Source organism: Micromonospora sp. ATLC20, assembly GCF_057196585.1.
Map to the genome: position 1 here is coordinate 1 of NZ_JBXUOV010000175.1, position 12002 is coordinate 12002.

The window sequence follows — 12002 nt, forward strand, 5'->3', positions numbered from 1 at the left end:
GGCCGCGACCACGGCGACCAGGCCGACGGCCAGGGGTACGGCGGCACCGGCGAGCGCCGCGGCCCGGGTGGCCCGGCCCGACCAGGCGGCACCCCGGCGCCGGGCGCCGTCCACGATCGCCTCGACCACGTCGTCGTACTCCAGTTCGGGCCACTGCGCGCGGGCCGGCACCAGGTGCAGCACCTCGCCGTCGCGCACGCCCTGCGGCAGCAGCGCCTGGGCGGTGGTGAGCACCGCGCCGTCGGTCCGGCGCAGCACCCACCCGCCGTGCCGTTCCCCGTCGTCGGCCAGTCCCTCCCCGGCGTGCCGGAGCACCTCGGGCAGCAGCTCGGCCAGGGGCACCTGCTCCGGTAGGGCCACGTCGACCCGCCGCCTGGGCGCGCTGATCGTGACCCGGGCGAGCCCGCTTGTCATCGAGGCATCTCCATATCGAGCGGAGGGAGTGGGCTGACGGACGAGAGGACTTTACCTACTATGAGCCAGGCTCGGGTTACCCAGAGCCACTTCCGGGGAGGGTGAGTGTCCACTGTCGTCATCAAGCGGCCGCCACGCCGCCCGGCACCGGAGATCCCGGTCGGTGAGCTGCCCGTCGAGGCGCCGCCGGAGATCCCCGCCGCCGCCGGTGGGCGCTGGCAGCAGGCGCTGATGGTGCTGCCGATGCTCGGCGGGACGGTGGCCATGGCGATGATGTTCGGCCGCGGCGGCGGCGCCTACTCGTACGTGGTGGGCGGCATGTTCGGCCTCTCCTCGCTGGCGATGCTGGTGACCACCTGGGGCAGCGCCGGGCCGAAGAAGTCCGAGCTGATGGCCGCCCGCCGGGAATACCTGCGTCACCTGGCCACGCTCCGGCGCCGGGTGCGGGAGACCGCCGGCGCCCAGCGGGCCGGGCTGTCCTACCGCCATCCCGAGCCGGGGCGGCTCTGGTCGACAGTCGACAGTCACCGGGTCTGGGAGCGCCGGCCGGGCGACCCGGACTTCGCCGTGGTCCGGGTCGGTGTGGGCCCGCAGACGCTCGCCACCCCGCTGGTCCCGCCGGTCACCCGCCCGCTGGAGGAGCTGGAGCCGATGACGGCCGGGGCGCTGCGGCGCTTCCTGGACGCGTACTCGGTGGTGCCGGACCTGCCGGTGGCGCTGTCGCTGCGCAGTTTCGCCCGGGTCTTCGTGCGCGGCCCGGCCGGCCCGGTACGCGGCGCCGGCTCGCCCACCGCGCAGGCGCTGGCCCGGGCGGTGCTCACCCAGCTCGCCGTCTTCCACGCGCCGGACGAACTGCTGATCGCGGTCTGCGCCGGGCCGGAACGCCGCAACGCCTGGGAGTGGGTGAAGTGGCTGCCGCACGCCCACCATCCGGCGCGTACCGACGCGCTGGGCCCGGTGCGGCTGGTCACCAGCGCCGCCGCCGACCTGGAACGGCTGCTCGACGACGTACTCGGCGCCCGGTCCCGGTTCAGCCCGCACGGCACCGCGACCGACGGGCCGCACGTAGTGGTGGTGCTCGACGGCGGCGACCTGACCGGCGCGACCGACCTGGCCGGTGACGGCGGCATCGACGCGGTCACCGTGCTCGACCTGGACACTCCGCCGCCCCGGCTGCTCGACCGGTACGCGCTCCTGCTCGACCTGGTCGACGGCCGGCTGCACTCGCACTCCGCGGAGGGGCACGCCGAGGTGGGCGCCGCCGACGCGCTGGCGCACGCCGACGCGGAGGCGGTGGCCCGGCGGCTCGCGCCGCTGCGGCTGGCCGGCACGGTACGCGGACCGGACGCGCCGCCCGGCGCCGAGCTGGGCCTGCCCGAGCTACTGGGTCTGGGCGACCCGGAGAGCTTCACCGCCGAGCAGGGCTGGGCGCCCCGGGCCGCGCGGGACCGGCTGCGGGTGCCGATCGGGGTGGGCGCCGACGGCGGGGCGATCGACCTCGACCTGAAGGAGTCGGCGCAGGACGGCATGGGCCCGCACGGCCTGTTGATCGGCGCGACCGGCTCGGGCAAGTCGGAGCTGCTGCGCACACTGGTGCTCGGGCTGGCCGCCACGCACAGCTCGGAGCAGCTCAACTTCGTGCTCGTCGACTTCAAGGGCGGCGCCACGTTCGCGTCGTTCGAGCGGCTGCCGCACACCGCCGCCGTGATCACCAACCTGGCCGACGCGCTGCCGCTTGTGGACCGGATGGTGGACGCGATAAACGGGGAGCTGATGCGCCGGCAGGAGTTGCTGCGCCGGGCCGGCAACTTCGCGAGCGTGCGCGACTACGAGCGGGCCCGGGCGGCCGGATCCCCGCTGGCCCCGCTGCCGTCGCTGCTGCTGATCTGCGACGAGTTCTCCGAGCTGCTGTCCGCCAAGCCCGACTTCATCGACCTGTTCGTGCAGATCGGCCGGCTGGGCCGGTCGCTGGGTGTGCACCTGCTGCTGGCGAGCCAGCGGCTGGAGGAGGGGCGGCTGCGCGGGCTGGACACGCACCTGTCGTACCGGATCGGGTTGCGGACGTTCTCGGCGCTGGAGTCCCGGACGGTGCTGGGCGTGCCGGACGCGCACGAGCTGCCGCGCAGCCCGGGGCACGGTTACCTGCGCTCGGGCACCGACCCGCTGGTCCGGTTCAAGGCCGCGTACGTCTCCGGCACGGTCCGCCGTCGCGGCGGGGCGGCGGGCGCGTCCGGCGCCGGCGAGGCTCGGGTGCTCGCGTTCTCCACCCACCTGGTCCCGGTGCCCGAGCCGCCCGCGCCCGTCGCGCCGCCCGCCGAGGACGACAGCGGCGAGACGCTGCTGGACCTGCTCGTGGACCGGCTGGCCGGGCAGGGCCCGCCCGCGCACCAGGTGTGGCTGCCGCCGCTGGACGCCTCGCCCGCCCTGGACGAGCTGCTCGGAACGGTCGGCGCCGACCCGCTACGCGGGCTCACGGTGGCCAATCCGGAGCTGCACGGTGCGCTGCAGGTGCCGGTGGCGGTGGTCGACAAGCCGTTCGAGCAGCGGCGCGACCTGCTCTGGCTGGCGCTGGACGGCGCGGCCGGGCACGTCGCGGTGGTCGGCACCACCCGCAGTGGCCGGTCCAGTCTGCTGCGCACCCTGGTCTGCGCGCTCGCGCTCACCCACACCCCGGCCGAGGTGCAGGTCTACTGCCTCGACTTCGGCAGCGGGACGCTCGGCACGCTGCGCGACCTGCCGCACGTGGGCGGTGTCAGCGGGCGCACCGACGGCACCGCCGTGCGCCGTACCGTCGGCGAGGTCGCCGGCCTGCTGGCCGAACGGGAGCGGCGTTTCGCCGAGGCCGGTGTGGAGTCGATGGCCGTGTGGCGACGGCGGCGGGCGGCGGGCGCGCCGGACCCGTTCGGGGACGTGTTCCTGGTGGTGGACGGCTGGAACACGCTGCGCGGCGAGTACGAGGACCTGGAACCCCTGGTCACCGAGCTCGCCACCCGGGGCCTGGCGTACGGGGTGCACGTGGTGGCGAGCGCGCTGCGCTGGTCGGACTTCCGCCCGGCGATCCGTGACCTGTTCGGCTCCCGGCTGGAGTTGCGACTCGGCGACCCGGCCGACTCGGTGGTGGTCAAGCGCGCGCTCGCGGCCACCGTGCCGGAGGAGCGGCCGGGGCGCGGCATCACCGCGGGCGGCCTGCACTTCCTCACCGCCGAGCCGCGCGTCGAGGCGCTGGGCGCGGAGACCGCCGACCTGGTCAAGGCGGTCGCCGGCGCGTGGAGCGGTCCGCCCGCGCCCCGGGTGCGGCTGCTCCCGCCGGTGCTGCCGTACGCCGAACTGGACCACAGCGCGACGAGCGGGCCGGCGTTCCCGATCGGCGTGGCCGAGGCGGACCTGTCCCAGGTGGTGCTGGACTTCGCCACCGAGCCGAACTTCCTGGTCTTCGGCGACGCCGAGTGCGGCAAGTCGTCGTTCCTGCGGGCGCTCGCCACCTCGATCGTCAACCGGTTCACGCCGGAGCAGGCACGGGTGATGCTCGTGGACTACCGGCGCAGCCTGATGGGCGTGATCGAGACGCCGCACCTGATCGGATACGGCACCGCAGCGCCGCACACCGCCGAGCTGATCGAGTCGGCCGCCAGTTATCTCCAGGGGCGGCAGCCGGGGCCGGAGGTGACCCCGGCGCAGTTGCGCAGCCGGTCGTGGTGGACGGGACCGGAGCTGTTCGTGCTCGTGGACGACTACGACCTGGTGGCGGGCGGGCCGACGAACCCGTTGCGGGCGCTTGAGGACCACCTGCCGCACGCGCGGGACGTCGGGCTGCACCTGGTGCTGGCGCGGCGCACCGGCGGCGCCGGGCGGACCGCGTACGAGCCGATCGTGCAGCGGTTGCGCGAGCTGTCCACCGCCGGGCTGGTGATGTCGGGCGGGCCGGAGGAGGGCACGCTCGTCGGCCAGGTGAAGGCCGGGCCGCTGCCGCCGGGGCGGGCGCGTCTGGTCACCCGCCGGGAGGGGGTGCGCCTGGTGCAGTTGGCGTATCTCCCGCCCGGGTGATCAGGCTGGCCGACTTGCCCCGTGACGGCCGGGGCAACCGGTAATCTCCGTGCAGCATGTGTCTGACGCGACCGAACGGCTGGGGAATGTGACAGGGGATCGGCAGGGACCGCCCGGTGGGCCGCCCCGGCGTCTCGCCGGACGCGCGCTGCTCGCCGCCGCCTCGGCACTGGTCACCGTGGCCGGTCCGCTGGTACCACCGGCACACGCCGCGCCCGCCGCCTCGACCGCCGTGGCGCGGCCCTGGTCGGCCCCCGACCGTCCGCTGCGCACCGACCAGGTACGCGACGAGCAGTGGCAGCTGGAGGAGCTGCGGGCGAAGACCGCATGGCGCACGTCGACCGGGCGCGGCGTGGTGGTCGCGGTGATCGACTCCGGTGTGGACGGCTCCCACCCCGACCTGGCCGGGCAGGTGCTGCCCGGCCTGGATCTGGTGACACCGGACGGCTCGGACGGCGCGGACCCGGTGGGGCACGGCACCACTGTGGCGGGGCTGATCGCCGGGCGGTCCGACGACGACCGGGGCGTGGTGGGGCTCGCGCCGGACGCCAAGATCCTCCCGGTCCGGGTGCTCGACGCCGAGAACCGCTACGACGACGCGCTGATCATCGCCAAGGCGGTGCGCTGGGCGGTGGACAACGGCGCCCAGGTGGTCAACCTGTCGCTCGGCGGCAGCAGCGACAACCCGGCCCTGGCCGCGGCACTCGACTACGCGTTCGCCCGGGACGTGGTGGTGGTCGCCTGCACCGGCAACCTGGCCACCTCGACGACCACCGAGGTCTGGTACCCGGCCCGGGAACCGGGCGTGCTCGCGGTCACCGGGCTGGAGCGGACCAGCGAGAACCTCTGGTCCGGCTCGATCACGGGTCACGAGACGGTCCTCAGCGCCCCGGCCACCGGGCTCTACGGCGCCCGCCCGGAGGGCTACTGGCGGGTGCAGGGGACGAGCTTCGCCGCGCCGCTCGTCGCCGCGACGGCGGCCCTGGTCCGCTCGCGGTATCCGAAGATGTCGGCCGGGGACGTGGTCAACCGGCTGATCAGCACCGCCCGGGATCTGGGCCCGACCGGGCGGGACGACCGGTTCGGCTACGGCCTGGTCGACCCGGTGGCCGCGCTCACCGGTGACGTGCCGTCGGTGGCCCACAACCCGCTCGACGACAACGCCTCCCCCGGCGTGGTGGGCTTCGGGCCGGCACCCGGCGACGGACCGGACACCCGGGCCGCCGCGGCGGGCAGCGGCGGCGACCCGCTCGGGCGTACGGCGGAGGGCTGGACCGCCCGGCCGGCCGGGCAGACGGACGTCTCCGCCCCGGAGCGGCTCTGGACCGGCCTGGCCCTGTTCGTCGCGCTCGTCACCGGCACCGCGCTGATGGTGCGCCGGTTCCGGCAGACCCGTCGCTGAACCGGTCTGACCCTGCCCTCCGGTGGGTAGGGAATGCCCATGGACACCACCGGGGCGACGGTCACGCGCCGGTCGTGGCGGCACCGCCGCCTCGACCGCGATCACTCGCTGGGGCTGCGGCTCACCCTGACGGTGGTCGCGGCGTTCCTGGTGCTGGTGCCGTTCGCCCTGATCGCGCTGCTGGTGCTCGGCGCCTGGCCGCCCCTGCTGCGGCTGGACGCCTCGATCACCGACGCGTTCCACGGGTACGCGCAGGACCATCCCGCATGGGTCGCGGTGATGACGGTCTGGACGCACGTGTTCGGGCCCGGCCCGCTGCGGGTGGCAGCTGTCGTGGTGGTGGTCTGGCTGGTCCGCCGCGGCGCGCCCCGGCTTGCGGTCTGGGTGGTGGTCACCATGGTCGCCGGCGGGCTGCTCGGCGCGCTGCTCAAGCTGCTCGTCGGCCGGGACCGGCCGGATCTGCTCGACCCGGTGGCCCGAGCCGCCGGCTACTCCTTCCCGTCCGGCCACGCGCTCAACGCCACGCTCGCCGCAGGGGTGCTGCTGCTGGTGTTCCTGCCGTTCGTGCGGGACAGCCGCCCGGGCCGGATCGCGCTGTGGACCGCCGCCCTGCTGGTCACGGTGGTGACCGGGATCAGCCGGATCGCGCTCGGCGTGCACTGGACCAGCGACGTGGTGGGCGGCTGGGTGCTCGGGACCGCCGTGGTGGCCGCGACAGCGGCGGCGTTCGCCACCTGGCGCAGCGGGTCCGGTCGGCCGTCCGCGCGTCCGCTGCGCGAGGGGGTCGAGCCGGAGCTGGCCGACCAGCGGCCGGAGGGTGGCCGGGCGTAGCCGGGCCCGCAACGGGGTACAGGCGAGCCCATGTCCGATGTCGTGATCCGAGTCACCCGGCGTGTCCTGCTGCCGCTGGCCCTGCTCTTCGCGCTGATGGTGGGCCTGGGCCTGCTGGTGACCCGGGTACTGGCGCACACCTGGCCGTTCACCGTGGAGGACACGGTCAACCGGGAGCTGGCCGGCGACCGGACGCCGGGGTGGAACGACGTCTCGCTGGTGTTCAGCACGCTCGCCAGCACCCAGATGATCGTCGTGGTCACCGTGCTGGCGGCGCTGGTGCTGCGGCTGGTGCTGCACCGCTGGCGGGAGCCGCTGTTCCTGTGCGCGGCGGTGACCGCGCAGGCGCTGATCTTCCTGTTCACCACGATGGTCATCGACCGGAACCGCCCGGCCGTGGCGCACATGGACGCCTCGCCGCCCACGTCCAGCTTCCCGTCCGGGCACACCTCGGCGGCCACCGCGCTCTACGTCGGCCTCGCGGTGCTGCTGGCGCTGCGGGCGCGCAGCACCCCGGCCAAGGTCGGCTGGTGGACGCTGCTGGTGCTGGTGCCGATCGGCGTGGCGCTCACCCGGATGTACCGGGGCATGCACCACCCCAGCGACGTGGTCGCCTCGTTCCTCAACGGCGGCGTCTGCGTGGCGATCATGGCCCGGGCGGTCCTCGACCGCACGCTCACCTGGGGCCGCGCCCACCTGCCGCTGTCCCGCTCCGGTGACGAGGCGACACCGGCGGGAGCGTCCGCGGGCGGCTGAGCGCCGCCGGCCGGCTCAGGTGCAGTCGCCGGTGTCCACTCCCCGGGTACGCTCCGCGCCCGCCAGCGCCACCGGTCGCGCCTCGGCCGCGGTCACCGCGAAGCCGGTGTTGGGGTCGTCCGCCGCCGCCGCGAAGATCACGCCGAGCACCAGACCGTTCGAGGAGACCAGCGGGCCGCCGGAGTTGCCGCTGCGTACCAGCGCCCGGATGGTGTAGATCTCCCGGTTGACGTCACCGGCCGAGTAGATGTCCGGGCCGGTGATCCGGTCGACGTCGCGGATCCGGGCCGGGCGGGCGTCGTACGGGCCGTCGAGCGGGAAGCCGAGCACGATCGCGTCGGCGCCGGTGGCGGCAGGTCCGGCGGCGAAGCGCAGCGACGGCCCGGGCAGCCCCGGTACGTAGAGCACCGCCAGGTCCCGGTCCGGGTCGTAGACGACGACCTCGCCGTCGTACCGCTCGCCGCGCAGCTCCACCGCCACGGAGCGGGTGCCGGCCACCACGTGCGCGTTCGTCATCACCCGGTCGTCGGCGTACACGAAACCGGAGCCCTCGATGCGGCGTGAGCAGCTCGGCGCGGAGCCGAGCACCTTCACCACCGACCGCCTGCTGTTCTGCACCACCTGGGAGTTGGCCAGCGCCGGGTCGGGCGGTGCGACCTGCCGGGCCCGGGTCGGCGCGAGGTCGCCGAACACGTCCGGGAAGCCGTTGGTGTCGACCGTGTCGCGCAGCGCGGTGGACAGATCCTGCGCCTTGTCCGGCAGCACCTGGTCGACGACTGTGAGCAGCGCGCTGTTGCGGACCGAGGACGCCAGCCACGGCACCGAGGAGGAGCCGAGCGGCACGGCGACCAGCCACGCCACGAGCATGACCGCGACGACCGAGATGAACGCGCCGCCGACGTCGTCGATCTTCCGGCCGGCCGGGCCGGTGATGGCGGCCCGCAGGTTCGAGCCGAGCCAGCCGGCCAGCGCCTGCCCCAGGACCGCGAGCCCGAAGATCGCCACCAGGGAGATCAGCACGCGGGTGCCGCTCGCCGTGAACTGCTGTGCGATCAGCGGCCCGACCTGGAGGCCGAGCAGCGCTCCGAGGAAGAAGCCGGAGAACGACAGGGCCCCGATGACGAAACCCTGGCGGTATCCGCTGATCGCGAACACGAGCATGAGCAGGAGAAGGACGAGATCCACGGCGGACACGCCCCAAGGGTACGGGCACGAGGCCCGTGCTCGGCTCAGCGCTCGCGGAACGTGACCCGAGGATGCGTACGGGTGATCACCGCACCGGGCTCTCGTCGGCCGCCTCGGTGCCGGCCGACGGAGCGGGCGTGGCGTCGACAGGCGGCAGGTCCACCACACGCGAGTGCGGCCAGGGCCGGGACCAGCCGCCCATCTCCAGCAGCCGGTCGATCACGCCCGCGGTGAAGCCCCAGACGAGCATGCCGCGCGCGGAGAAGGCGGGACCGATCCAGCCGCTCGGGTGGCGTACCCGCATGCGGTTGTCCGGGTCGACCAGCTCGCTGACCGGCAGCCGGGCCACGTGGGCGACCTCGGCCGGCTCGCGCGGGTGCACCGGGTGCGGGTCGTGCCACCAGGCGAGCACCGGGGTGACCACGAAGTCGCTGACCGGGATCCACAGCCGGGGCAGCTCGGCCAGCACTGTGACGCTGCCCGGGTCGAGGCCGACCTCCTCGTTCGCCTCGCGCAGCGCGGTGGCGCGGGCGTCCGCGTCCTCCGGGTCGGCCGCCCCGCCCGGGAAGGCCGGCTGCCCGGCGTGGTTGCGCAGCGTCGCGGCGCGCTGGAGGACGAGCACGTCCGGCCCGGCGCCGGGCTCCTCGCCGAGCAGCACCAGCACGGCGCTCTCCCGGCCGCCGCTTTCCGGCGTGACGATGCGGGTGAAGTCCTCCGCCCGCGCGGTGCCGAGCCGGCCCAGCAGCGGGTCGAACCACAGCGGCGGCCGTCGGGTCATACCCGCACCCCGAGGTGACGTTCGAGCAGCGCGGCGAGGCGGGCGTCGTCGAGCGCGCCGGTCGCGTCGGTGTGCCGGATCCGGCCGTCGGCGTCGACGAGCACTGTGAGCGGGAACGCGTTGCGTTCCAGCGCGCGCTGGAACGCGTCGCCCTGGTCGAGCAGCATCGGGAAGTCGACGCCGTAGTCCTCGCCGATGGACTGAGCGCCGCCGCGGCTGTCCCGGCTGTTCACGCCGATCACCTGGAACCGGCCGTCGGCCCGCTCGCTGAGCCGCTGGAACGCGGGCAGCTCCTTGCGGCACGGCGGGCACCAGGACGCCCACACGTTGATCACCGCCGGGCCCTTGACGTCGCGCAGGTTCACCGGTGCGCCGCCGGTGAAGCAGTTCAGCGTCAGGTCGGGGAGCTGGTCCCCGGCCTTCCCGGCGGGCGTCGGAGACGCGGCGGTCGGCGCGACGGTCAGCGGGGCGCAGTCGGCGAACGGCGAGGGGCGCTCGGCCCGGGTCGCCGGCGCCGGACGTTCCGGCTCCTCGGTCGTGGCGGTGCAGCCCGCTGCCGCCAGCAGCAGCGGGACGAGCACGTACGCGAACCGGCGCGTCACGGCACGTCCGCCGCTGCCGCCTGCTGCGGCACAAGGTCGGGATCGAGGCCGACTGCGACCGCCAGGTCACGGGCCCGGGGGCCCTTCAGCAGCTTGGCCGCGGCGGCCGGCTCGGTCGGCCCGGTGCCGTACGCGGGACACAGCTTCGCCAGCGTGCACGCGCCGCAGGCGGGCTTGCGGGCGTGGCAGACCCGGCGGCCGTGGAAGATCACCCGGTGCGACAGCATCGTCCAGTCCCGCTTCGGGTAGAGCGCGCCGATCGCGTGCTCGATCTTCACCGGGTCGGTCTCGGCGGTGAGCTGCCACCGCTGCACCAGCCGCTGGAAGTGGGTGTCGACGGTGATGCCGGGGACACCGAAGGCGTTGCCGAGGATGACGTTCGCGGTCTTGCGGCCGATCCCCGGCAGGGTCACCAGGTCGTCGAGACGGCCGGGCACCTCGCCGTCGTACCGCTCGCAGAGCGCCCGCCCCAGGTTGATCAGGGAGCTGGTCTTGTTGCGGTAGAACCCGGTGGGCCGGATCAGCTCCTCCAGCTCGGCGCGGTCCGCAGCGGCGTAGTCGGCCGCGGTGCGGTAGCGGGCGAACAGCTTCGGCGTGACCTCGTTGACCTTCTTGTCGGTGCACTGGGCGGACAGGATCGTCGCCACCGCGAGCTCCAGCGCGTTGGCGTGGTCGAGCTCACAGTGCGCGTCGGGGTGCGTCTCGGTCAGCACCCGGCCGATGCGCCGGGCGCGGCGCGTACGACCGAGGTCGGTCTCGGGGGAACGCGTGGTCACGTCGGCCAGCCTACGTCGCGGGGCCGACGCTCCGGCGGCTCGGCGCGGCCGGGGTGCGCTCAGCCACCCGCCGGTGCGGTGATCTTGCCGGTCCCGTCGAGCTTCGCGCCGGTGTCCGGGAAGTCGGACCGGTTCAGGTCACGGACCAGTCCGAGGCCGCGGTCCTGCCGGTCCACGGACGGACGGCCCACGCCGTTCATCACCGTGGAGGTGAACGTGCCGCCGACGAACGTCCCCTCGGCGGTGAGCGACACCTTGAGCACGCCGCCCCAGCCGAGCCGGCCCGAGCTGTTCAGCGACTTCCCGCCGCCGGCGAAGTTGCCCAGGCTGTACGCGATCAGCCGCCCCTTGTAGAACTCCATCCCGCGCAGCACGTGCGGACCGTGCCCGATGACCAGGTCGGCGCCGGCGTCGATGACGGTGCGGGAGAAGCGGATCGGATCGCCGCGGTTCTCGCCGAAGAACATCTCGGTGCCCGGCTTGACCCGGGTCTTGTCCGACCCCTCGGCGCCCATGTGCACCTGCACCACCACGATCTGGGCCTGCTCCTTGGCCATCTCGACCACCTGCTTGGCGGCGTTCAGGTCGACCAGACTGTTGGACCAGGGGTACGACGAGAAGCCCACCACGGCGACCTTGATGCCCTTGACGTCCACCACGGTGATCTCGCCCGGCGCGCCGGTGTGCTTGAGCCCGTGCGCCTCCAGCGCCGACTGGGTGTTCTCGTAGCCCTGCCGGCCGTAGTCGTAGCCGTGGTTGTTGGCCTGGTTGAGCAGCTGGAACCCGGCCGAGCGCAGGTGCGCGGCGTAGCCGGGCGGCGCGCGGAACTGGTAGCAGTTCTTCGGCTCCGGGCCGCACTTGCCGGCGCCGGTGTCGTCGGTGAGCGGCTCCTCCAGGTTGCCCATCACCAGGTCGCCCTTGAGCGCCGATTTCACGTCGTCGAAGAAGCCCTTGCCGCCGTTCGGGGGCAGCCGGTCCGGCGCGTTGCCCATGATCACGTCACCGGTCGCGGTGAGCGAGATCGACGGCTCCTTCGACGCGTCCGGCGCGGCCGGCTGGTCACCCGTCTCGGGTCCGGCCGAGCCGGTCGACCCGCCGCCCTGTCCCGCCTGCCACCGGGGGTCGCCGCCGGACCCGCCGGCGTCGCCGCCGCAGCCGGCGACGAACAGGACGGCGACGAGCGCGGCGAACGCGGCCAGGCGCCGGCCGAGCAC

Annotated in this window: 10 protein-coding genes; 4 read left to right on the forward strand and 6 right to left on the reverse strand. The window is 74.5% G+C overall.

Translation table 11 applies throughout. From position 1 onward, the window contains the following. Positions 1–414: EsaB/YukD family protein (locus AC2CHG_RS25775; protein ID WP_484525760.1), on the reverse strand; the 414-nt coding region annotated here is incomplete at its 3' end. Positions 415–519: 105 nt separating this feature from the next. On the opposite strand from AC2CHG_RS25775, the gene eccCa reads away from it, so the two are divergent. The 4 genes from eccCa to AC2CHG_RS25795 all read left to right on the forward strand — a co-directional run bounded on the left by eccCa (position 520) and on the right by AC2CHG_RS25795 (position 7447). Further along, complete coding sequence (gene eccCa, locus AC2CHG_RS25780) at positions 520–4458, forward strand: type VII secretion protein EccCa (protein ID WP_484525761.1); 3939 nt, start codon at positions 520–522, stop codon at positions 4456–4458. 88 nt (positions 4459–4546) lie between these two features. After that, positions 4547–5860 (forward strand): type VII secretion-associated serine protease mycosin, encoded by a 1314-nt coding sequence (mycP, locus tag AC2CHG_RS25785; protein WP_366620054.1) that lies wholly within the window; start codon positions 4547–4549, stop codon positions 5858–5860. 39 nt (positions 5861–5899) lie between these two features. Continuing rightward, positions 5900–6691, forward strand: coding sequence for a phosphatase PAP2 family protein (locus AC2CHG_RS25790; RefSeq protein ID WP_366620052.1), 792 nt, complete (start codon positions 5900–5902; stop codon positions 6689–6691). 30 nt (positions 6692–6721) lie between these two features. Beyond that, positions 6722–7447, forward strand: a complete 726-nt coding sequence (locus tag AC2CHG_RS25795) for a phosphatase PAP2 family protein (RefSeq protein WP_262013411.1) — start codon at positions 6722–6724, stop codon at positions 7445–7447. Between the two features lie 15 nt (positions 7448–7462). Here the strand turns inward: AC2CHG_RS25795 and AC2CHG_RS25800 are convergent, their stop codons facing one another. The 5 genes from AC2CHG_RS25800 to AC2CHG_RS25820 all read right to left on the reverse strand — a co-directional run bounded on the left by AC2CHG_RS25800 (position 7463) and on the right by AC2CHG_RS25820 (position 12002). Further along, positions 7463–8641: a MarP family serine protease gene (locus AC2CHG_RS25800; RefSeq protein WP_366620049.1), complete on the reverse strand. Its 1179-nt coding sequence runs from the start codon at positions 8639–8641 to the stop codon at positions 7463–7465. Between the two features lie 76 nt (positions 8642–8717). Then, a complete protein-coding gene (locus AC2CHG_RS25805) occupies positions 8718–9410 on the reverse strand; it encodes an NUDIX hydrolase (protein ID WP_484525762.1) in 693 nt (230 codons plus the stop codon). Continuing rightward, positions 9407–10012, reverse strand: a complete 606-nt coding sequence (locus AC2CHG_RS25810; protein WP_484525763.1) for a TlpA family protein disulfide reductase — start codon at positions 10010–10012, stop codon at positions 9407–9409. The genes AC2CHG_RS25805 and AC2CHG_RS25810 overlap by 4 nt, the downstream gene beginning before the upstream one ends. Further along, positions 10009–10851, reverse strand: coding sequence for an endonuclease III (gene nth / locus AC2CHG_RS25815; protein ID WP_402813759.1), 843 nt, complete (start codon positions 10849–10851; stop codon positions 10009–10011). Before nth ends, AC2CHG_RS25810 begins: the two co-directional genes overlap by 4 nt. Beyond that, positions 10848–12002, reverse strand: a complete 1155-nt coding sequence (locus AC2CHG_RS25820) for a CapA family protein (RefSeq protein WP_402813756.1) — start codon at positions 12000–12002, stop codon at positions 10848–10850. Before AC2CHG_RS25820 ends, nth begins: the two co-directional genes overlap by 4 nt.

What these genes read in the sequence shown, in the direction of transcription:
- AC2CHG_RS25790 (WP_366620052.1), top strand. Translation starts at nt 5,900, where the DNA reads ATGGACACCACCGGGGCGACGGTCACGCGCCGGTCGTGGCGGCACCGC.
- AC2CHG_RS25795 (WP_262013411.1), top strand. Translation starts at nt 6,722, where the DNA reads ATGTCCGATGTCGTGATCCGAGTCACCCGGCGTGTCCTGCTGCCGCTG.
- AC2CHG_RS25805 (WP_484525762.1), bottom strand. Translation starts at nt 9,410, where the DNA reads ATGACCCGACGGCCGCCGCTGTGGTTCGACCCGCTGCTGGGCCGGCTC.